Annotated in this window: 20 protein-coding genes; 11 read left to right on the top strand and 9 right to left on the bottom strand. The window is 44.9% G+C overall.

The annotated features are described in order from the left end of the window. Positions 1–400: 400 nt before the first annotated feature. A complete protein-coding gene (pssA, locus tag ACXAD8_RS23020) occupies positions 401–1,234 on the bottom strand; it encodes a CDP-diacylglycerol--serine O-phosphatidyltransferase (RefSeq protein ID WP_475232829.1) in 834 nt (277 codons plus the stop codon). A 193-nt stretch (positions 1,235–1,427) separates the two neighbouring features. On the opposite strand from pssA, the gene ACXAD8_RS23015 reads away from it, so the two are divergent. Further along, positions 1,428–1,919 (top strand): hypothetical protein, encoded by a 492-nt coding sequence (locus tag ACXAD8_RS23015; protein ID WP_475232827.1) that lies wholly within the window; start codon positions 1,428–1,430, stop codon positions 1,917–1,919. Next, complete coding sequence (locus ACXAD8_RS23010) at positions 1,916–3,058, top strand: neutral/alkaline non-lysosomal ceramidase C-terminal domain-containing protein (protein ID WP_475233080.1); 1,143 nt, start codon at positions 1,916–1,918, stop codon at positions 3,056–3,058. The genes ACXAD8_RS23015 and ACXAD8_RS23010 overlap by 4 nt, the downstream gene beginning before the upstream one ends. Before the next feature lie 121 nt (positions 3,059–3,179). On the opposite strand, the gene ACXAD8_RS23005 is transcribed toward ACXAD8_RS23010, so the two are convergent. The 4 genes from ACXAD8_RS23005 to rluD all read right to left on the bottom strand — a co-directional run bounded on the left by ACXAD8_RS23005 (position 3,180) and on the right by rluD (position 9,477). Further along, positions 3,180–4,711, bottom strand: a protein-coding gene (locus tag ACXAD8_RS23005) for an IS3 family transposase (protein WP_475230033.1) whose coding sequence is annotated in 2 segments (ribosomal slippage) — positions 3,180–4,249 and positions 4,249–4,711 — 1,533 coding nt in all. Because the reading frame shifts where the segments join, the coding sequence is not laid out codon by codon here. A gap of 441 nt (positions 4,712–5,152) precedes the next feature. Further along, positions 5,153–7,735, bottom strand: coding sequence for an ATP-dependent chaperone ClpB (clpB, locus tag ACXAD8_RS23000; RefSeq protein ID WP_475232825.1), 2,583 nt, complete (start codon positions 7,733–7,735; stop codon positions 5,153–5,155). Positions 7,736–7,836: 101 nt separating this feature from the next. Further along, on the bottom strand, positions 7,837–8,544 hold the full coding sequence (gene pgeF / locus ACXAD8_RS22995) for a peptidoglycan editing factor PgeF (protein ID WP_475232823.1): 708 nt from the start codon (positions 8,542–8,544) through the stop codon (positions 7,837–7,839). Between the two features lie 12 nt (positions 8,545–8,556). Continuing rightward, positions 8,557–9,477 (bottom strand): 23S rRNA pseudouridine(1911/1915/1917) synthase RluD, encoded by a 921-nt coding sequence (rluD, locus tag ACXAD8_RS22990; protein WP_475233078.1) that lies wholly within the window; start codon positions 9,475–9,477, stop codon positions 8,557–8,559. A gap of 244 nt (positions 9,478–9,721) precedes the next feature. Between rluD and ACXAD8_RS22985 the strand changes: the two genes are divergently transcribed. The 4 genes from ACXAD8_RS22985 to ACXAD8_RS22970 all read left to right on the top strand — a co-directional run bounded on the left by ACXAD8_RS22985 (position 9,722) and on the right by ACXAD8_RS22970 (position 12,306). Continuing rightward, positions 9,722–10,489: an outer membrane protein assembly factor BamD gene (locus ACXAD8_RS22985; protein WP_475232821.1), complete on the top strand. Its 768-nt coding sequence runs from the start codon at positions 9,722–9,724 to the stop codon at positions 10,487–10,489. A gap of 311 nt (positions 10,490–10,800) precedes the next feature. Continuing rightward, complete coding sequence (locus ACXAD8_RS22980) at positions 10,801–11,028, top strand: DUF2188 domain-containing protein (protein WP_475232819.1); 228 nt, start codon at positions 10,801–10,803, stop codon at positions 11,026–11,028. Positions 11,029–11,039: 11 nt separating this feature from the next. Beyond that, entirely contained in the window at positions 11,040–11,645 is a 606-nt protein-coding gene (locus ACXAD8_RS22975) for a hypothetical protein (RefSeq protein ID WP_475232817.1), read from the top strand. A 118-nt stretch (positions 11,646–11,763) separates the two neighbouring features. Continuing rightward, positions 11,764–12,306 carry a hypothetical protein gene (locus ACXAD8_RS22970; protein ID WP_475232816.1) on the top strand — a complete coding sequence of 181 codons (543 nt, stop codon included), beginning with the start codon at positions 11,764–11,766 and terminating at the stop codon, positions 12,304–12,306. A gap of 73 nt (positions 12,307–12,379) precedes the next feature. On the opposite strand, the gene ACXAD8_RS22965 is transcribed toward ACXAD8_RS22970, so the two are convergent. The 3 genes from ACXAD8_RS22965 to ACXAD8_RS22955 are packed head-to-tail and all read right to left on the bottom strand — an operon-like array spanning position 12,380 to position 14,289. After that, positions 12,380–13,045, bottom strand: coding sequence for a ChrR family anti-sigma-E factor (locus tag ACXAD8_RS22965; RefSeq protein WP_475232814.1), 666 nt, complete (start codon positions 13,043–13,045; stop codon positions 12,380–12,382). After that, positions 13,038–13,652 (bottom strand): sigma-70 family RNA polymerase sigma factor, encoded by a 615-nt coding sequence (locus ACXAD8_RS22960; protein ID WP_475232812.1) that lies wholly within the window; start codon positions 13,650–13,652, stop codon positions 13,038–13,040. Before ACXAD8_RS22960 ends, ACXAD8_RS22965 begins: the two co-directional genes overlap by 8 nt. 55 nt (positions 13,653–13,707) lie before the next feature. After that, a complete protein-coding gene (locus ACXAD8_RS22955; protein WP_475232810.1) occupies positions 13,708–14,289 on the bottom strand; it encodes an LON peptidase substrate-binding domain-containing protein in 582 nt (193 codons plus the stop codon). A gap of 133 nt (positions 14,290–14,422) precedes the next feature. Here ACXAD8_RS22955 and ACXAD8_RS22950 point away from each other — a divergent pair, with 133 nt between their 5' ends. From ACXAD8_RS22950 to ACXAD8_RS22935, 4 genes are all read left to right on the top strand, one after another. Next, positions 14,423–14,854 (top strand): nuclear transport factor 2 family protein, encoded by a 432-nt coding sequence (locus tag ACXAD8_RS22950; RefSeq protein WP_475232808.1) that lies wholly within the window; start codon positions 14,423–14,425, stop codon positions 14,852–14,854. Positions 14,855–14,856: 2 nt separating this feature from the next. Beyond that, positions 14,857–16,125, top strand: a complete 1,269-nt coding sequence (locus ACXAD8_RS22945; RefSeq protein WP_475232806.1) for an NAD(P)/FAD-dependent oxidoreductase — start codon at positions 14,857–14,859, stop codon at positions 16,123–16,125. Further along, positions 16,122–16,865, top strand: a complete 744-nt coding sequence (locus tag ACXAD8_RS22940; RefSeq protein ID WP_475232804.1) for a DUF1365 domain-containing protein — start codon at positions 16,122–16,124, stop codon at positions 16,863–16,865. Before ACXAD8_RS22945 ends, ACXAD8_RS22940 begins: the two co-directional genes overlap by 4 nt. A gap of 65 nt (positions 16,866–16,930) precedes the next feature. After that, complete coding sequence (locus ACXAD8_RS22935) at positions 16,931–17,989, top strand: MBL fold metallo-hydrolase (protein ID WP_475233076.1); 1,059 nt, start codon at positions 16,931–16,933, stop codon at positions 17,987–17,989. A 15-nt stretch (positions 17,990–18,004) separates the two neighbouring features. Here the strand turns inward: ACXAD8_RS22935 and ACXAD8_RS22930 are convergent, their stop codons facing one another. Then, positions 18,005–20,392: a Lon protease family protein gene (locus tag ACXAD8_RS22930; RefSeq protein ID WP_475232802.1), complete on the bottom strand. Its 2,388-nt coding sequence runs from the start codon at positions 20,390–20,392 to the stop codon at positions 18,005–18,007. Positions 20,393–20,540: 148 nt separating this feature from the next. On the opposite strand from ACXAD8_RS22930, the gene ACXAD8_RS22925 reads away from it, so the two are divergent. Next, positions 20,541–21,074, top strand: a complete 534-nt coding sequence (locus tag ACXAD8_RS22925) for an SRPBCC family protein (protein ID WP_475232800.1) — start codon at positions 20,541–20,543, stop codon at positions 21,072–21,074. Positions 21,075–21,233 lie beyond the last annotated feature (159 nt).

Below are 21,233 nucleotides of genomic sequence, written 5' to 3'. Positions count from 1 at the left end.
ATGTACACGGATGTACGAGTGTCGAAACCATTCATGGACGAATGTTTTGTTTCGACCGCTGCTAACTTTGTTAGCTGCTTCGTTTATATCCCGAAGCGGAGGCGCATTCTACGCTGTTGAGTTGAAGTGTCAATCTTTTTTTCTAAAAAATTTTAATTTTCTTTTCAAATCTAAGTTCTGAGAACCTGGACTTGAGCCGTTCAACTCAATGTGGCGCGCATTATAAGCAGATAATTTGCGATTGCAAGCGCTATTTAAGAAATTAATCATTATTTTATTAAATGCCTAAAAAAACGGTTTTATCTATAAAAAACAATTAGTTAATAGAATTCTGTATATTTAAACAACAAAAAAGCCGTCTTTCAGACGGCTTTTTAAGGTTTGACTATATAAAGCAGGTTTAACTTTCTTCGCTTGGTTTTTTATCCGTATTGTTATCAGCTACTTCTGCGGGTTTCGCTTCTTTAAAATCGGCATCACCTTCTTCTGTATCTCCCACCACGTGTTCCAGCTTAACTTTGTCTACAGTTCTGAAAGTATTAATTGGTCCGGCAACGGTATAAAGGGCAAATACGAGGAATAAAACTAATGATGGCTCAGTTGCCACAATGATAAACACAACACAAACCAGCAATAAGGCAACAAAAGGCACTTTGCCGTGCCAGTTTACTTCTTTAAAAGAGTTATATTTAAAATTGCTCACCATCAGTATGCCGGCCGCTGCGGTAATCAAACAAACCAGCACTTCTACAAATGCCAGATTGAACACCTCTTTGACCTGGTATTCTTCACCAACCCAAACCATACCAGCTACCAGTGCTGCAGCAGAAGGACTGGGTAACCCCTGAAAAAAGCGCTTGTCGGCAGTTTCAACTGTAGTATTGAATCGCGCCAGTCTTAGAGCGGCACCTGCTACATAAATAAATGCAGCTAACCATCCTAACTTATTTAATCCTGATAAAGCCCAGTTATAGGCAATCAATGCCGGTGCCATACCAAAAGAAACCATATCCGCCATGGAGTCATATTCAGCGCCAAACTCACTTTGAGTATTTGTCATCCGCGCTACGCGTCCGTCCAGACCATCAAAGATCATGGCAATAAATACGGCAACAGCTGCAGATGTAAACTGACCATTCATTGAAGCAACAACAGCATAAAACCCGGAGAAGATCCCAGCTGTGGTGAGAAGATTAGGCAACAGATAAATGCCCTTCTTTTTAGTTTCTGTCATTCATTCCTCCATAGATGAGGCTTGAAAGTATCATATTTTCCAAAATTTTTTGAGGAATATTGTCGACTTGAGCGGAAAAATTCAAACAACATATTACACAGCGATCTTAGGCCAAAGCCTGGTTAGTTTTCTTTTACTCGTTTGCTTTTATTTAATACAGTCTCTGGGTCTAAAATAATTTCCTGAGACTTTTATGGGCATCACAAATCCAGTTTCAAATCGCGAAACAGAAATGTTTATTCAAACGCTTTATTGTGAGGCTTCAAACATAGCACCAGGAGATTTTCGCAATTGGGCGCTGTTACAATTGACCGAGCTATTGGATGTCGATGCGGCCATATGGGAAACAGGGAATCTTAATAACTTGCAGTTCCATTATCTTGAACACCTGGGACTTGACGCTGACTATGGTAAAAAACTCATCGCAACACTGCATCTAAACCCTATCCGGGAAACTATTTTAAACAACCTCGATAATCCGATTTCAATGAGTGACGTTATCGAAGATTCAAAGTTCTTTAACTCTTCGCTGTATAAACAGTTATTCGAACCCTATGGTATACAGCGAATCCTGGCAACCGGCCATATTGAGCAACACAGCAAATTACACAGCTTGATTAGCTTGTACCGATTTGACCGAGACAGAGACTTCCTGGAAAAAGAAAAGTCCATCATACTGGGCTGATTCCCCTTACGGGTGGCCTGGAGTATCGGCACCAGTACGTTTATCTTCCCGGTTATGAAGTCAGCAATACATTTACCGGCAGTGGTGATACCGAAATTTGCGAAGGTGTTGTGGGCTGGTCCATGACCGCTGGTTCCAGTTGGGATGGTCCCAGCGTTATTCCGGGGGTATTTGAAGGAATGACCGTCGACAATGAAGGCTCTGCATGGAACAAAAACAGCAACCTCTTTGCCAATGCCATTGCAGGCTACCCTATCTTCGCACTCATGAATGGCTTTTCTGACGCGACTTTATTTAATCAAACCGCAGACGACCCTTGCCAATACCCCAAACCCACCTTTGTGAACCGCAAAGTATTAGGGGCAGAACTCTATACCGCACATATTCCTTTTCAGCTGGTTACCATTGGAAATCTGGCCATCATAGCCAGTGCTGGTGAGATGACCACAATGGCAGGTCGCAGACTCCAAAATCAGGTCCTTCAAACTCTTGCTTCTGAGGGAATAGATACCGCAGTGATTGCAGGTTTGGCGAATGCTTATCACGGCTATATCACAACGCCAGAAGAATACCAGTTGCAGCACTATGAAGGTGGGCACACAATATATGGTCCAAATACCTTGCCGGCCTACTTGCAAATTTACAACGAATTAGCATTAGCCATTAAAAATGAATGGGGAGTGAGTGCAGGGCCAACCCCACCTGATTTAAGCAATGACCAAATAATTAAAACCATCGGCGTAGTTTATGACGATAAACGACTCTGGGAATCGTTTGGCAAAGTCACCAAAGATGCAAAAAGCAGTTATGAAACCGGAAAACAAATTAAAGTTACATTTCGTTCAGGTCACCCGAGAAACAATTTCACTAAGATCGATACATTCGTGGAGATACAAAGAAAAGTTAATGGTAAATGGCAAACCTGGTTGAGCGATGATGACTTAGATACCAAGTTTGTCTGGCGGCGAGACACTTCGCCAGATTGCCTGGCCTGTTCTTATGTTGACGCGATCTGGATCCCGGCGGCAGACACCCCTTCTGGTAGCTACCGCATCAAACACAAAGGTTACTGGAAAAGTGGCTGGGACCGAAAGCTACGCAGTTACTCAGGAAAATCACGTACCTTCAGCATAAAATAAGGGTTTTAACACGCTTTATTGGATGGCTCCGGAAAAAATATCCGGGGTGCTTCTGAAAGTCTACACAATATTCAGTTCGAAGTGCCATCGGCGTTTTTCAAGGTAGTTGCCGCCTAAGCCGTTAAGCTGCTTCTTTTTTGCTCTCCGGATTGAGTTCCACAACATCGATCTGATCCCAGTTGCGGGTGTCGCCAGACCACCGGTTAGGATTTGTGCCCTTTGCTTTTGTATATAGATTTGCACGCTTCGCTAGTATCATTTTATCCTCACCATTGTGTCGTTGTTCCGGCGTGACGAATTTGATCCGACTATGGCGATGCTCAGTGTTGTACCATTGAACAAACTCTTTTACCCAAAGCCTCGCTTCTTCCAGTGTTTTAAAGCCTTCACTTGGCCATCGACGACAGTACTTTACTGTGCGAAACAAGGATTCAGAGTAGGGATTGTCATTACTGACACCCGGGCGACTACGTGAGCCAATGACTCCCATGTCGATCATCTTTGCCTGCATCGTCAGGCTCTTCATCGGGCTGCCGTTGTCAGAGTGCAATATAATATCTTCATTAACACACTTCTCTGACCACAGTGTGCGCTCAAGGAGGCGAGCTGCATACTCACCAGATTCACTGTCATGCACTTCCCACCCAACCACTTTGCGACTGAAGATATCCATAATCATGTAGAGATAGAAAAATCGACCAATTACCGTGGACGGACAATAGGAAATATCCCATGTCCAGACCTCGCAGGGCGCTTTAGCTTTAAACCCGTCTGGCTTTATCATACTCCCTTTAGGTTTCGCCTTGCCTCTGTGTTTCAGCTGATTATTCGCTTTCAGAACCCGGTAAAAGCTGGATTCCGAAGCCAGATAAGTCCCTTCATCAGCCAATATGGGGACTATCTGGCATGGCGATAAACTGGCAAACCGCTCCTGATTACAGGTGTCTAAAATTGCCTCCTGTTCCGCTTCAGTCAATTTATTTGCTGGCAGCGGTCTGCTCGCCTCAGGTCTTTTGTCTGCACTTATACCGCCTGCTTCTTGCCATCGTTGCAGTGTGCGAAGAGATAATCCAATTACCTCACAGGCTTTGATTTTTCTGGCTCCAGCCATAACGGCTTCGTCAACCAATGATACATAATATTGCCTATCCGGGAGTGTGGTTAACTGTCCTCGTCTTCCCCCCAGTAGGCATTTAACTTTTTTCTCAGCACCAACAAAGCCGCTGTTTCAGCTAAAGCCGCATCCTTACGTTTGAGTTCCTTCTCCAACTCCTTAATGCGCTTTTTGTCGCTTTTGCGCTCCTGCGCCTGTTGTTTACGCTGCTGAGCTTCTGTCTGATTACCTGAGATACAGCTCTGTTTCCATTGCTGAATTTGCTCAGGATAAAGACCATGCGCCCTACAATATTGACTTAATTCAACTTCCGACAATGTGGCCGTCTCTAAAACCACCGAGAACTTCTGTTCTGCCGACCAGTCTTTAGGGTCATCACTTTTAGTCAAGTTGTAGTCTGCCTCTAAGTATTTATCTCGCCAACTACACAGGGTAGAAAGGTTGATACCTTCTCTCTGTGAAAATTGGCGCAATGATAAACCGCTTTCAACTAACTTGCTAACAACTGCCTTCTTATGCTTCTCTGGATAGTGTTTCACTCAAACCTGTCATCCGCCCCCTGTCTAACAATTCGAAAAACTGAGGCGACAACTATCCTGACACAGGGGGCCATTCGGGGTTCCCTTTACACGCAGTAAGCTAAGTATTCAGATGACACAACAATGAGAGGTATCAGGGAAGATACCTCAATCAATGCCAGCACAGGGACGTGATGTCATTGATGGTCATTGTTGTGCTGAATACGACGGTTACGCTTTGCGTGTCAAGGGCTGCGGAGGATTCTTAAGGAGTGCCGCAGGCAGCATTCCTTAAGGCGCTGCCGGCGCCCCGGCTAAACAACAGCAATAGTTGAAATCTTAATGCTTTCCGAACAATTATCTTTAGCTGGTGATAACTACCAATTGAAGTAGGTGGGTTAAGGCTGAAAATAAAAAAGCACCAACCAAGGTGCTTTTCTACTGTTTTATCGGGTGGTTGCCTTAAGCTTTAGTAAAACTTAACTGGTCATTTTCAACGTCCACCTTAATCTTATCGTCCTTTTTAAAGTCACCGGACAACAATCGTTGCGCCAATGGGTTTTCAATTTCTTGCTGAATTGCCCGTTTCAGTGGGCGAGCACCAAACACAGCATCAAAACCCGCTTCTGAAATTTTGCTTAACGCCGCATCTGTGACTTCTATACTCATCTCCTGCTCTTCCAGCCGCTCACGTAAATGCTGCAACTGAATTGAGGCAATAGATTTAATGTGAGATTGCCCAAGCGGATGAAATACCACAGTATCATCAATACGGTTAATAAATTCCGGACGGAAGTGCTCGGCTACTACCTCCATTACAGTGTTCTTCATTTGCTCATAATCTTTTTCCAGGTGCTGTTCCTGAATCAGATCCGAGCCCAGGTTACTGGTCATAATGACCACAGTATTTTTGAAGTCAACCGTCCGCCCTTTGCCATCCGTCAGACGACCATCATCCAGCAACTGCAACAGAATATTGAAGACATCCGGGTGGGCTTTTTCCACCTCATCTAACAGAATAACCGAATATGGTTTGCGTCTTACCGCTTCGGTCAGATAACCGCCTTCATCGTACCCCACATATCCGGGAGGTGCGCCCACCAAACGTGCGACTGAGTGTTTTTCCATAAACTCAGACATATCTATGCGCACCATGGCATTTTCAGTATCGAACATAAACTCAGCCAACGCTTTACACAGCTCAGTTTTACCGACACCGGTAGGCCCCAGGAATAAAAACGAACCTATGGGGCGATTGGGATCAGACAACCCGGCTCTGGAACGACGAATCGCATTGGATACCACGCCGACAGCTTGCTGTTGACCAATAACCCGAGAATGCAACTGCTCTTCCATTTGCAATAACTTTTCTTTTTCGCCTTCCAGCATTTTATTTACCGGTATACCAGTCCAGCGAGACAGTACATCGGCAATTTCAATATCAGTAACCTTGTTTCTCAGCAATGTGGAATGCTGCTGTTTTTCTGACAGGTTGGCAAAGTCCAGTTTTTGTTCCAGTTCAGGTATACGCCCGTACTGCAACTCAGACATTCTGTTCAGATCTTGTGCCCGACGAGCAATTTCCAGATCCAGTTTTGCCTGTTCAAGCTCTTGCTTGATGTGTTGCGCGCCCTGCATGGCCACTTTTTCTGCTGACCAGACTTTTTCCAGCTCCGCCAAATTATGTTCCAGCTTTTCTCGCTCCAGCTCCATGGCCGCTAAGCGTTTAAAGCTGGCTTCATCGGTTTCTTTGGAAAGGGCTTGTTCTTCCAGTTTGTACTGAATGATTTTGCGTTCCAGACGATCCATATCCTCTGGCTTAGAATCAATCTGCAAGCGAATACGGGATGCCGCTTCATCTATTAGATCTATCGCTTTATCTGGCAACTGACGGTCGCTGATATAACGATGGGATAAGGCTGCGGCTGCAACGATAGCCGGATCGGTGATATCAACCGAATGGTGCAACTCGTAACGTTCTTTTAAACCACGCAGTATGGCGATGGTATCTTCCACTGTCGGCTCTTCCACCAACACTTTTTGGAAGCGACGTTCCAGGGCGGCATCTTTTTCAATGTATTTGCGGTACTCATCCAAAGTGGTGGCACCCACGCAGTGCAATTCACCGCGCGCCAACGCAGGCTTCAACATGTTACCGGCATCCATGGCCCCTTCGCCGCCTTTACCCGCGCCCACCATGGTGTGCAACTCATCAATAAATAAGATGACATTCCCTTCTTCTTTGGCTAACTCAGATAAAACCGCTTTCAAGCGTTCCTCGAATTCACCGCGGTACTTAGCACCAGCCACCAGCGCGCCCATGTCTAGTGACAAAACGCGCTTGTGTTTTAGTCCTTCAGGCACTTCTGCATTGATGATGCGTTGGGCCAGGCCTTCCACAATTGCGGTTTTACCCACGCCAGGTTCACCGATTAATACCGGGTTATTTTTGGTACGACGCTGCAACACCTGGATTGTGCGACGAATTTCCTCATCGCGCCCAATTACCGGGTCCAGCTTGCCCTGCTCTGCTCGAAGAGTCAGGTCGGTGGTGTACTTTTCCAATGCCTGTCTGACATCTTCGGCATTGGGATCAGTCACTTTTTGACCGCCACGCAATTTCTCAATGGCAGCTTCAATATTTTGTTCGGTAGCGCCTAATTTACGCAATAGCTCACCCAACTTGCCCGGCTCTTTGGTAGCAGCCAAAACAAATATTTCCGAGGTGATGTAATCATCTTTGCGCTTTTGCGCCACTTTATCGCACAAGTTCAAGGTGACAACAGCTTCCTTGGAAAGCTGGACATCGCCACCAATGCCGGAGACCCGTGGTAATTTATCAAGTGCTTCAGCAAGTACAGAGCGCAAACTGTTAACGTTGACGCCAGCCGCTTCCATTAACAATTTAACGGTGCTGCCTTCCTGATTCATGAGAGCCATCATGATATGAACCGGCTCGATGTATTGATGATCCCGTCCTAACGCGAGGGATTGCGCATCAGATATAGCGACCTGAAATTTACTGGTTAAGCGATCTAATCTCATTCTTACTTCCGAATAATGCTAACTACAGAACTAGATGGGTTTGCTGGGCACAGATTCAAGAATAGATTTAACTAAAAATAATGCAATTGTGTTGAAAGGAGTTATTGCAACCAGATAAGCGTTGCCATTCGTCCGGTCTGTCCGTCTCTGCGATAGCTAAAAAAGCGAGCCTCATCTGAATACGTACATAGCCCACTGGAATAGACCTGGTTAACACCGCAGGCATTGAGTTTCATGGTTGCTATTGCAAATATGTCCGCCAGATATTTACCGCCGGATAAAGGCTTAAATGCATTTTGCTGTGAGGCAAACGCCTCGCGAACTTCGCTTCCAACCTCAAAGGCTTGGGGTCCAATCGCGGGGCCCAACCAGGCTAATATTTCCCCTTCAGGCGTAATGGTTTGAATTAATTTCTCTAATATTCCAGCCGCCAACCCCCGCCAACCACAATGAAGGGCTGCCACAAAGCTACCAGCGGTATCAGTGAGCAATACAGGTAAACAATCAGCTGTCATTACCACGCAAACACATTGCTTAGCACGGGTATAACTGCCGTCCGCGGTATTGTTTTCAATGAACTGATGGTTGAGTTCGATGATATCAGTGCCGTGCACCTGATTGAGCCATAAGGGCTGTTCGGGACAGGGTAAATTATTGCGATTTTGCTGCACCGACTCCGCGGCATCACCTACATGTAAGCCCAGGTTTTGCGATGCAAAAGGCGCCTGGCTTACGCCACCGGTGCGCAATGTAGAAATGGCCTTAACCGAATCCGGTGCAGGCCATTCAGGAATAAGATAATGGGACATGAAATTTATTGACTATGCAAACTCATCAAAGGCTTCGGTGTCTTCCCGCAGAGCCACCAACAAAGCTTTGATGTCGTCTGGTAACGGTGCCTGCCAACTCATCCACTCACCTGTTAACGGATGGAATAATCCCAACTGCACAGCATGTAAGGCCTGACGTCTGAATCCTCTGAGCTGTTCTGTTAACTGCTCTGTCGCGCCTTTTGGCAATTTCAAGCCAATGCCATAAAGCTGATCGCCCACCAGGCTGTGTTTAATGTAGTCCATGTGCACGCGGATCTGGTGAGTACGGCCAGTTTCCAGTTTTAATCTCAGATGGGTATGTTCGCGAAACCGCTCGATAACGCGATAATGGGTAACCGCTTCTTTGCCCATTTCTTTAACGGCCATCGCAACGCGCTTTGTACTGTGACGGCCGATAGGCTTGTCTACAGTGCCGCCGCCTACCATTGCGCCAATGGCAACCGCTTCATATTCACGGCTGATTTCTCTGGCCTGTAACTGGGTTACCAGTTGTGTATGAGCTGCAATGTTTTTCGCCACCACCATTAAGCCAGAGGTGTCTTTATCAAGGCGATGTACGATACCAGCACGGGGAACCACTGAAATATCAGGATAATGGTATAGCAATGCGTTTAGCAATGTACCGGACTGATTCCCTGCTCCGGGGTGCACCACCAAGCCTACGGGTTTGTTAACAATAATGATGTCATCGTCTTCATACACTACGTTAATTGGCAGATCTTCAGGCTGATAACCTACTTCATCTTCTACCTGTGCTTCCAGCTCCAGGATTTCCACCCCTTTCATTTTTAGTCGGGGTGTCGTAACCACCTCACCATCGACTTTAACATTACCTTCCAGTATCCAGTTTTTTAATCGGGAACGCGAAAAGTCATCGAAACACTCGGCCAGGCACTGGTCGAGACGCATACCAGCATGTTGAAGTTCTAATTCAGCACTTAATGAAACAACTTGCAAAAGAATTTCCTAATAAACTCATCAACGCGAAAACCCCTTGAGGTCTTCAGCTCAGGTTCAAAAAATTAGCGTTATGTTACCAGAATTCGGAACTTTTATAGCAGTTAATTGTTCTTATCAGCACTGTAATCGTATAGTATTGCCGGTCGACGCTTAGTGCGACCCGAATTAAATGAACAACAAGATAAAATTTTATATGAATCGAACAAATATTAGACGCGCCCTTATATCTTTGCTATTTACTGCCGTTCTGGCAGCCTGCTCGTCTTCACCGGATGATGAAGATTTAGCTCTGGCCAACAAAGGTGCTGAAGCTTTATATGAAGATGCTAAAGCAGCTATGAAACTGGGCAACTATAGCAACGCAGCGGCCATTTTGAGTGCCCTCGATTCGCGCTACCCGTTTGGACCATTTTCCAGTCAGGTACAGTTGGACTTGATTTTCGCCTATTTTAAGTCTGGTAAAAACGATGAGGCTTTGGCCACTATAGACCGTTTCACACGCCTTAACCCAAATCACTCTGACGTTGATTATGCCTACTACATGCGTGGCTTGGTGAATATGGAGTTTGATAAGAACTTCTTCCAGGAGTTTTTCAATCTGGACCGTGCAGACAGAGATACATCGAAGGCACGCGAAGCCTTTAATGACTTTAACAATCTGATCTTTAAATTCCCGGAAAGCAAATACGCAGCTGATGCGAAAAAGCGCATGGTATTTATTAAAGATCGCCTGGCCCGTTATGAGTTAGCCATAGCCCGTTATTACATCAAACGCGAAGCTTATGTAGCAGCGGCTAACCGAGGTCAGTATGTTGTAGAAAACTTTTCAGACACAGTACATGTGCAAACCGCCCTGGAAATCATGGTGGAGTGTTACGACTCACTGGGACTGGAAGAACTGAAAAACAATGCCCTGGAAACCCTGAGGCTAAACTATCCAAATAGTGACCTGTTGGGATAAGTTTTATTCAGCTAAACAGATTATAAAAAACGCGCTTCGGCGCGTTTTTTTGTGTCTGTTTAAGAGAAATCTAAATATTTGGCAGGAACGTTTATCTTGGCTAACGGTTTGATTGTTTCTCTCACTATTACGCTGACACTGCCAATTTACGTCGTCAAATTCACCTTTTAAACAAGTAAAAAGCTGGTCATTTTTCGTTCACATCGAATTGATCTAGATACTGTTTAAATATACACTATAATTATATTAGTGCTGATATTGCTTCTCAAAGCTCAGTCATATACATCAAAATTTTTCGAGGCTTGTTTGATATGTCTAACACTACACAACATGTTGTGCGATCTACCGATGGTGGTTGGGTGGTGCGAAAAGGTGGTAGTAGCAAAGCTACAAAGCATTTTGATACGCAAAGCGAAGCTATCGCTTGGGGAAGAGAGATAGCCAAAAATCAAAATGCTGAGTTTTTTGTTCACGGAATGGATGGAAAGATTCGTGAAAAAAACTCATACGGTAAAGATCCACATCCACCAAAAGGCTAGTTCAAGAATTCATGGAAGAATTTGAGTCAAATGTTTTTGTAAATTGTCCCTTCGATGAACAATATCGTGAAACACTATTGTCTATCGTTTTCACATTAAAACACATTGGCTTGCGTCCCAGACTCTCATTAGAACGTGTTGACGCAGCTGAAACGAGGATCGAAAAGATAGTCAGTTTAATTCGGCAATCCAAATATGGTATTCATGACTTATCAAGAATGGTCTCCTCAGACAACAATGAAACTTTCAGAATGAATATGCCTTTCGAACTGGGTATAGATTATGGTTGCCAAAAATTGAATGGTGAACCATGGAGCAAAAAACAAATCCTAATACTGGATACTGAGAGATATAGATATCAAAGAGCTATTTCTGACCTATCCGGCTCCGATATAAGAAGCCACCACGATGATCCCATGAAAGCAATTATTGCAGTAAGAAATTGGTTTAATGTGATACTTGGTCAAAGAATCAAAAGTGGTAACAAGATATGGCAAGATTATAATGATTTTCAGGCAAGTCTATACGTTGAGTTGATAGAGAAGGATGGTCACCAATGCATAGAAGAGGTTGAAGTCGTTGAAATAATTCAACATATGAACAGGTGGCTAGCCTAAAATATTTGCTCTCAAACTACCAGCAAGTAATAACCAAAACAACTCTACCGAATATTCTAAACTAACCAGGCAAAATATTTATCTTTACAAATTAACTAGCTTTCAGGAAGAACACACCATGATCGATTTTATTTCGAGTTCGGACGCCAAAGTACTCAAGGACTTAGCCACTTCATTGGGCATAATTTTTGGTGGAATGTGGGCATTTTGGAAATGGTCTTTATCCGAGTATTTCAAGAAAAGAAATGAAATCCCTTCGATAGATGGAGAGCTAGTATGGGAGTTAACATCCCTTTCAAAAAAACAAGATGCTCTAACTGTGACTTGTAATTGGCGAAATGCGGGCAAAGTAGTACTGCCGGTCAATACAAAAGAAACTCGTTTCACCGTGTATGAATTGGAAAACGATGTTGAGGTGGGCGCTATAGATACGAAACATGGATCACATAGAGTTTACGCTGATCATAAGCCTTGGGAAAAATGGCCTGCAGTTGTACTTGAACCATCAACGACCAGTAAGTTGGTTGCCCACTTTGTGCTCGAAAGAAGAAAGACTTACATAATTGTCTGCAGATTGGAGGCTGCCACTAAGCCAAGCAAATACAAACAAGTTTGGACAAGAGAAATAATTTGGAATCACGAGGTTACAACGGAAACCTAATATCGCAACGATTCGAGTCTGGAGAAATTTTACTTTACCCGGGAACCAGCCGCTTTTAATTAAAGCGGCTCGCTTATTTAAAGAATAAATGGCTAAAGGGGTTTAACAAACGGGCTAATCCCGAAGTAAAATGCAATGGCTGGTCCACAAAGCTAAACACCAAACAGCCATCGTCATGATTTGAAACCGGCATATGAGTATTATCGTGGTTCATCAGGATAAAATCGCCGGTATCGTAACATCGATGCCCATCTTCAAATTCACCATTGATAACCAGAGTCAGCTCATTGCCCCTGTGAGTATGCTCGGGCACGCTGCCACCTTTTTCCATATAGATAAAGTGACCTTTGCCGGTTTCGCCAAGGTCTACCGGAGCCTGCCACAACTTGCCGACTAACTTCGACCAGGAATCGGTTTTTGCAGCAACTCTTCTGAGCGCTCTGGGCAACTCAAACTGTCGTCCTTCCAGTTCCAAAAAGGTTTTTTCTGCTGCAGGGGCCGCCTTAATGGGATCCAGATTCATGATGTCATGCATCATGTTACCGAAGCTGATATCCGGTTCATTGGTGAGCGGCTCAGGAAATTGCTGTGCACTCAACTTTTCGTTAATTGACTCTAACTCGTCTTGGCAATAAGGACACATGTCAACATGGGCAGCAATCACTAACGCCCATGCGGGATTGGCCTCACCTTTGGCGAATTGGACCAATTGATTGTGGTCGGGGTGGTACTTAATCATGTTCCTTTAATAACTCTCTTAATCTTTGTAATGCCAAACGAGTGCGCGACTTTACGGTCCCCAAAGGGATTTGTAATTCGTCTGCGACTTCCTGCTGGGATTTGCCTTTAACATAAATTGATTCGATCACGACCTGCTGTTTAGGCGGCAGCTTGTCCAAGTATTCTCCCACCTGGTCCAGGGTGGTTTGCTCTTCAATATCCGCTTCGGTGGGATCGGCAGTTTGCTCTACCAAAACAGGCCATAAATCATCGGAACAAATGTCCTCTTTGCGATTTTTTTGTTTGCGCAACATGTCAAAACGTATGTTTCTGGCTATGGTGAATATCCAGGTAGAGGGGGAGCCCTTATCCTGATTGAAGAGATGGGCTTTTTGCCAGACGTTGGTCATGGTGTCCTGCACCAATTCCATCGCCAGCGCGTCGTTGCCTATTTGTCGCAAAGCATAAGACTTAACGCGTGGAGCAAAAAAACTGAACAGTGTGGCATACGAGGATCGACATCTCGTTTCTGCCACTTTACGCAGGCAATCAGACATTTCATCAGCGCATTCTTTGGGTTCTCGAACACGCCCCTGCTCTTTAGTCACCGACATTCCAACCAGCATAGTTTCTACCTTAATATGAGCTTATATAAAACTACGGGCTTTAGCGATAAAAAGATCAACTGATCAGTGATTCTAAAAAATCTACGACAACTTTTGGGTTTTGCTGCGTCATCAATTGCTGCTTATCGGCGGCTTTTATCGGCAACAATTCCAGCCATCTGAAAACCACCCAGGATAAGTCTTTGAGAGGCGGATCAACATAAAGGGTGTGTAGTTCCGGATAGCTGGCAATGATCTGCACTAAACGCTCTTGCAATAGTGGCGCTTCAATATCTGGAAAAGTTTCTGAGGACCACAATGCCAATTTTGTTACTTTACCAACCCGCAAGCCATCATGCTGAGTTTCAATCTCTTCAATTGTGAACAGGTATTGCCCTTCTACAGTAATACCGAGCAGGCCGTCCTCAAGCATGTCAAAGTCGATCACTTTGACAAAGGTGCCGATTGGATAAATATGTTGGTTTTTATCCTTGTCGCCATTGGCGTTAAACATGCAGATGCCAAATCCGGTTTGTGCCTTCAGAGTCTCTTTCACCATGCGCAAGTATCGAGCTTCAAAAATCCGAAGCGCCATCTTGCCGCCGGGGAATATGTGGGCAGACAAAGGAAATAACGGAATTTGCAGAGGATCTGACAAAATTTTGTTCTCCGAATAACACAATTACTGTTAATTACTCAAACTCGCGGAAAATGGATTAACCTTGATCTTAAATTCCTTCTGGCCTGTACTTAATCGCAGGAACATTCAGACTCTACCACGAGTAACTTAAATGTCAGTTTTAGATGACTTTACCGATTTCTACAAAGATTTACGAGCAGACAAGCTGGGAAGATTGCCAGCGATTTACCATCAAGAGATAGTGTTTACTGATCCCGTGGGTAGCCACGTAGGGTTAAACACCGTGCATGATTACTTTAAACACCTGCTGGAAACCACCCAGCGCTGTGAGTTCCAGATTCACAATACCGCCAACTCTGCAGATTGCGCCTTTGTTCGCTGGATGATGATACTGGAGCATCCCAAGCTGGCTGGAGGCAAGAAAATTAAGCTGGACGGCGTAAGTGAGCTGAAAATAGAAAACAACTTAATCGTTGCGCAAACCGATTTTTATGACATGGGCGCCATGTTCTACGAGCACATTCCGGTTTTAAAAAGCCTTATCAGGATAGTGAAAAACAAAATCAACGACTACAAGGAATAACTGTGGCTAAAAAGATAGCAATTATTGGTACCGGGATATCAGGATTAACCTGCGGATATTTATTGCATAAGCATCATGACATAACTGTATTCGAAGCGAATGACTACATTGGTGGTCACACCGCCACTGTGGATGTTGAAGTGGCGGGTAAATCTTACGCTATCGATACCGGCTTTATCGTCTTCAATGACTGGACCTATCCCAACTTCATTAAATTGATGGAGCTGTTAAAAGTCCAACGGCAACCCACTGAAATGAGTTTCAGCGTCAAAAACACGGCCCAAAACCTTGAATATAACGGCAACACCCTAAACACCTTGTTCGCACAACGACGCAACCTGATCAGACCCAAATTTATCCGCATCGTCAGAGATATTTTAAAATTCAATAAGATCTGCAAGCAAGAACACAGCGCAGCAAGCTTTGCTGAAAACGCTACCTTGGGGGACTTAATAGATAAGCATCAGTTGAGTGATGATTTTGCGCATAATTACATTTTACCTATGTGTGCCGCTATCTGGTCATCCAGTCTGGAAAGTGTCAGGCAGTTCCCTTTGCGCTTCTTTTTGCAGTTCTTTATGAATCACGGGTTGTTGAATATCACCGACCGACCGCAATGGTACACATTGCCTGGCGGCTCTCGCAGCTACATTGGCCCATTAACGACCAGTTTTAAAGACCGAATTTTTCTGAACAGTGGCGTAACAAAAGTGGTTATAAATGAGCAAGGTTATTTTGTCAAAAGCCACAACGAAAACCTGAATGGTATTTATGATGAGGTAATTTTCGCCTGTCATAGTGACCAGGCGCTGAAGATGTTAGATAACCCCAGCGCACAGCACAAGGCAATTCTGGGGGGCATTCCCTATTCCGACAACGAAGTGGTTTTGCACACTGACACAAACCTGTTACCAAAACGTCCATTGGCCTGGGCCAGTTGGAATTATCTGCTGGATGGAAACAGTGATGAGCAAACCGCACCGGCAACACTGTCTTATGATATGAATATATTGCAGCGTCTGACATCCGACACCACCTTCTGTGTCACCCTGAATGCTACTCACAAAATCAACCCGGAAAAGATTCTGCGTAAATTTAACTATGCACATCCGCAATTTAGTGAGCAGACCATCAAGGCACAGCAACAGCGGGAACAAATTTGTGGTGTTGAGGGATTGCACTTTTGCGGTGCCTATTGGTACAACGGTTTTCATGAAGATGGCCTGAAGAGTGCGTTAGATGTATGCCAACGTTTCGGTGAAACCCTGTGAATGAAGACGATATTCATTTAAACAGTGCTCTGTACATTGGTGAAACCTGGCATCACAGGTACAGCCCTAAAGTGCACAGTTTTAAATACCATATCATGATGTTCTGGCTGGACCTGGACGAAGTTCAGCTTCTGGACAAACAATTGCGCTTTTTCAGTGAAGGCCGCTTTAACTGGGTACAGTTTCGGCGCAGTGACTACCTGTCTAAAAACCAAAACAGTCTGAAACAGGAAGCGCTGGAAACCATGTCTGCGCTTGCCGGTAAAAACTTAACAGGCAAGATATTTCTGCTTTCGCCACTGCGTATCTTAGGAATGTATTTTAGTCCGGTTAATTTTTACTACTTGCAGGATACTGACGGAAACTTCACCCACATGCTGGCTGAGGTGAGCAACACACCATGGAATGAAAGGCATTGCTATCTGGTGGATTTAGCACAACAAAGCGCCACGGATAAGGCCTTTCACGTATCGCCATTTAACCCCATCGACATGCAATATCAATGGCAAATAGCACCACCTGGTCAATCACTGAAATTACAACTGGATTGCATAAAAGAGCACAAGCACTTTTCCGCAGCGATCGCTCTTAAACGCTCCCCCTTAAACAATCGCACTATGGGCAAAACCCTGTTTAAATTCCCCCACATCACCATAAAAACCCTGTGGGGTATTTATTGGCAAGCGCTGAAACTATTGCTAAAAAGAATACCAATTTACGATCATCCGGATAGAATATAGCGTTTTTTTCGGGGTGAATTAAAGTGCATAAAAGAGTTAGCGGCTGTCTGGTGGTGCTGTCAGCTATGGCGATTCTTGCCGGTTGTAGTAGTAACAACCGCATCACGCAAATTAATGGGCCTGATGCCGTTATCAAATACAATGAAAAAGACACCAGCAAAGTGCGTTTTAACAATCTGAATTCCAAAAAGCCAGAATATCCGGTGACCTGCAAAGAGGATTGTTACCCAGAATCTCCCTGGGTTGAATGCCAGACTCCGGCACAGAATTGTCGATACACAGGCCCTCAATCAACCACTGAATTACAAACCGGATTTGAAATACAGTGGCTGGGGCACGCCAGCTTTTCCATTAAAAGCTCAGATGGCAGCCTGGTACTGCTTGATCCTGTCAGTCGGCAATTCGACTGGCCGGTTAACTGGGCCTTCCAACTGACAGGCGGTGTTAAACGCAGTGAACCGGCATGGCTATCTGAGCAAACACTAAAATCTGCAGACGCCGTTTTGTATTCCCATATTCACTATGACCATTTTAACAAAAGTGATATTGAAGCTATCGGTAACCGCGCTGAGTACTATACACCTATGGGTTTTGCAGAGCATTTCCCTGATGGTGGTTATACTATTAATGAGATGAGTTGGTTTTCCGAAACTACAGTGAATGAACTCAATTTGACCTTTGTACCTGCCAATCATTTCAGTGGCAGGATTTGGGTTCCCTTTTTGTACGAAGACGAAGACACCACGCTTTGGGGCGGTTGGGTAATTGAGCAAGCAGAACACAAAGTTTTCTTTGCGGGTGATACGGGCTATTCGCCACATTTCAAAGAGATTAGAAACCGTCTTGGGGCAATGGATATCTGTCTAATGCCGATTGCGTCCTATTATCACCCAGAAGCAGGGGCCTGGTACCGATTTGTTCACACCACGCCTGAGGACGCACTCATTGCCGCCGAAGAGCTGGAATGTAAGGTGATGATCCCCTGGGGTTATGGCAACAACAGTTGGCAAATGGGAGATCGCAGCTCCCACTCTGCCCTGCTCAGACTTTTGCATATGCACCAGCAGTTAAACTCCTCTGTACCACTACTAATTTTGAACGAGAATGACACTGTTCAGCTATAACCGCTAAATCAGTCGCTAGTCTTCATCCGGGCCATTAATACTGTCGGAGATTTTTTTCAGACGCTGCAATGCCTTGTAGTTCACCGATGATTTGGGGAACTTACCTTTTGCAGAGAGTTTTCCGGCATCCATACCGGTAAGAATGGTGACGGCTTCATCGACGTTAGCAACACAATAAATGTGGAATACGCCTTTTTTCACCGCTTCCACCACTTTAGTGTTCAGCATCAGGTTGATCTGATTAGATTTTGGGATCACAACCCCTTGCTTTCCGGTGAATCCGCGGTGCTGACAGAGTTTAAAGAATCCTTCAATCTTCTCATTTACCCCGCCAATGGATTGTACCTCACCATACTGGTTAATAGATCCGGTAACCGCCAACTCTTGTTTCACCGGCACGCCGGTTAAGGCAGACAATAATGCCACCAGCTCCGCCAGTGAAGCACTGTCGCCATCCACATGGCCATACGATTGTTCGATAGCAATATTAGCGGATAAGGTTAGTGGGAAATCCTGTGCGTATTTATGCCCCAGATATCCGGTTAACAACATTACGCCTTTTGAGTGAATGGATTGCCCCAGCTCTACTTCACGCTCTATATCCACAACGCCATTAGAACCGGCATACACGGTAGAGGTAATTCGCGCAGGCGTACCGAACACACTGTCACCAATTTCCAGCACAGTAAGCCCATTGATCTTACCAACAGCCTCCCCTTCGGTATCAATTAATACCTGACCTTCTTTGATGTCGTCCAGAAGCGCCTGACTGATACGGCCACTGCGACGCGTTTTCGCCTCCAGCGCTTCATTGATATGCGAGACATCCATTTCAATCGCACCTTTTTGGCGACAGAAATAGGCAGCTTCTTGCAGCAGTTCGATTACATCGGCAAAGCGGGCAGACAATCGTTCCTGATGCTCCGCTGTGCGCAAACTGTATTCAACCAGTTTGTGCATCGCGGGGTTTGAAATACTGGCCAACTCCAGTTTTTTCACATGATTGCGCACCCGGCCCACGAAATCATACAAGTTGCCCTTGTTCAGCGGGATCTCAGAATCAAAATCCACCAGCACTCGGAATAACTCTTCAAATTCGTCATCATATTCCTGCAGCATGTAATACAAATCTCGCGTGCCCAACAAGATCACTTTGACACCCAAGGGAATTTGCTGGGGATTCAGGGTGATGGAATTCACCATGCCATAGTCATGTTGGGAAATATCCAGTTTTACTTCACCAAACTTGAGCGCCAGCTTCAACGACTCCCAGACAAAGGGCTGATGGATCATCTTGTCGGCATCCAGCAACAGATAGCCGCCATTGGCTTTGTGCAGAGCGCCTGGTCGAATCATACGGAAGTTGGTAAACAATGAACCCTGTATATTGCTATATTCAATGCGACCAAAAATATTCTGATAAGTAGGATTGGGCTCATACACCACCGGCGCGCCGCTGTCCGGCTCATGGCTGGTGATGATATTGGGCAAATACTGCTCTTCTAATATGGTGCGTTTGTCGTATTCGTCATGCTTGTCTTCTTTACTATCCGAAGCAAGCACCTCCACTACAATCTTTACCAGATCCGGCTTCATCTGACGCAGAAACTTCAAGATCCCCAGGTCGGCACTGTATTTATGTTCCAGCTGCTTAAGAATAGGTTTAATGGCCTGTTCTGCTGTTTCCTTTTTCAAGATCCTCAAACGTTCTGATGACTCCCGCTTCCATTGCGGTAACTCAATTAATTTTTCGTTGAGAATTTCTTCCAGGTCATCGATAAGATCATAAAAATACTGACGTTTTTCATCGGAGAGTTTGGCGAACTCCTCATCATCAATGGGCTTGCCATTTATTATTGGAGAAAAACTGATAGTGCCATCTTCTTCGTAAAGCGCGACGTCCTTCTTTTGAGCATAGCTTTCGATTTCATCAATAACCTTGTCATAGCGCTGATCATACTCTCTGGCAACCGCGGCTTTCTTGCGCTGGTAGCCCGGGTTGTCATACACCGCCGGAAAGGTATCCAGCAACTCGTCTATGAGTTCATTAATTTCTTTGACCAACTGTTTACCCTCACCCGGAGTTAATCTCAGGGCGATCGGTTCCCGCTCGTCGTCAAAGTTGTTGATGTAGCACCAGTCATCAGGCGTGTCAGTTTTGCTTACAAATTTTTCTACGTATTCCTGCACCAGGGTATAACGCCCTGTCGCATGCTCTCCCATGACATAGAGATTGTAGCCTTTTGCATCTATGCCTAAACCAAACTCCAATGCTTCGCGAGCACGCTCCTGGCCAATAAAGGTACTGTGTAACACCGCATCATCTTTCAGAGCATGATTAATGATCCGTTTGTGGATATTGGCAGAAAGCTGTTCTGGCGTTAATGGTGCAATAGACTTCATGACTTCCTTAATAAATCGTCGCTTTTTATCATTTCTAGCCTAGTGAAGCTTGATTATTTGTCGCTGTCAAACCATGATTCACTTTGAGCTTTTTTCTGCCCATTTTTCGTTCGACCTGATAGGCAAATAACCATTGTTGAGTAAAGTTATGTTTCTTAAGCCCCTGTATCGCCTTTCCCTGATGTCTCTGTTAATGACTCCGTTTGTACACTCTGAAGTAATCAACATCAGTCAGCATGGTTTTATCATTGAAAACAAGGTCACTACTGAAGCTACTCCGCAACAGGCCTGGCGCGCCTTGATAGATAATGTTGGTCAGTGGTGGCCAGCCGATCACACCTGGTGGGGCAAATCAGAAAACCTGAGTATTGATGAGCAAGCAGGCGGCTGCTTTTGCGAAGAGTCAGGAAACAACTCCGCAGAACACATGCGTATCAGTTTTGTAGATCAATACAATTTGCTGCGTATGACTGGTGGTTTAGGCCCATTGCAGGGCATGGGCATGCACGGCGCGCTAGACTGGAGCTTTGAAGAAACTGAACAGGGGCAGACGCAAATCACGCTGAAATATACCGTCAGCGGCATTAATCCTGGCGGCTATGACACCTTAGCCCCCATAGTCGATAAAGTGCAGGCTCAGCAGTTGGGTGGCTTGGCTAGTTTTATAAAAAAACCCGAATAAAAAACGGTGCATTTAAGGCTTTTGCAAGATTCCAACGGAGAATGCTCAATAAATAGTATTTTTCAGCATCAAGGCTCTAATTAACGGTTGTTCCACAGGTATCGACTATTGTATTCTTGCAGTAATTTTATCACTCGGAAAATGAATACCGAGACTGCA

It is taken from the genome of Planctobacterium sp. AWH2_060 (assembly GCF_056158425.1).
This window is presented reverse-complemented; position numbering and strand designations above follow the sequence as displayed.

Coding starts and splice junctions, on each gene's coding strand:
- pssA (WP_475232829.1), bottom strand. CDS start 1,234: ATGACAGAAACTAAAAAGAAGGGCATTTATCTGTTGCCTAATCTTCTC.
- ACXAD8_RS23015 (WP_475232827.1), top strand. CDS start 1,428: ATGGGCATCACAAATCCAGTTTCAAATCGCGAAACAGAAATGTTTATT.
- clpB (WP_475232825.1), bottom strand. CDS start 7,735: ATGAGATTAGATCGCTTAACCAGTAAATTTCAGGTCGCTATATCTGAT.
- pgeF (WP_475232823.1), bottom strand. CDS start 8,544: ATGTCCCATTATCTTATTCCTGAATGGCCTGCACCGGATTCGGTTAAG.
- rluD (WP_475233078.1), bottom strand. CDS start 9,477: ATGCGTCTCGACCAGTGCCTGGCCGAGTGTTTCGATGACTTTTCGCGT.
- ACXAD8_RS22985 (WP_475232821.1), top strand. CDS start 9,722: ATGAATCGAACAAATATTAGACGCGCCCTTATATCTTTGCTATTTACT.
- ACXAD8_RS22980 (WP_475232819.1), top strand. CDS start 10,801: ATGTCTAACACTACACAACATGTTGTGCGATCTACCGATGGTGGTTGG.
- ACXAD8_RS22975 (WP_475232817.1), top strand. CDS start 11,040: ATGGAAGAATTTGAGTCAAATGTTTTTGTAAATTGTCCCTTCGATGAA.
- ACXAD8_RS22970 (WP_475232816.1), top strand. CDS start 11,764: ATGATCGATTTTATTTCGAGTTCGGACGCCAAAGTACTCAAGGACTTA.
- ACXAD8_RS22965 (WP_475232814.1), bottom strand. CDS start 13,045: ATGATTAAGTACCACCCCGACCACAATCAATTGGTCCAATTCGCCAAA.
- ACXAD8_RS22960 (WP_475232812.1), bottom strand. CDS start 13,652: ATGCTGGTTGGAATGTCGGTGACTAAAGAGCAGGGGCGTGTTCGAGAA.
- ACXAD8_RS22950 (WP_475232808.1), top strand. CDS start 14,423: ATGTCAGTTTTAGATGACTTTACCGATTTCTACAAAGATTTACGAGCA.
- ACXAD8_RS22935 (WP_475233076.1), top strand. CDS start 16,931: ATGGCGATTCTTGCCGGTTGTAGTAGTAACAACCGCATCACGCAAATT.
- ACXAD8_RS22930 (WP_475232802.1), bottom strand. CDS start 20,392: ATGAAGTCTATTGCACCATTAACGCCAGAACAGCTTTCTGCCAATATC.
- ACXAD8_RS22925 (WP_475232800.1), top strand. CDS start 20,541: ATGTTTCTTAAGCCCCTGTATCGCCTTTCCCTGATGTCTCTGTTAATG.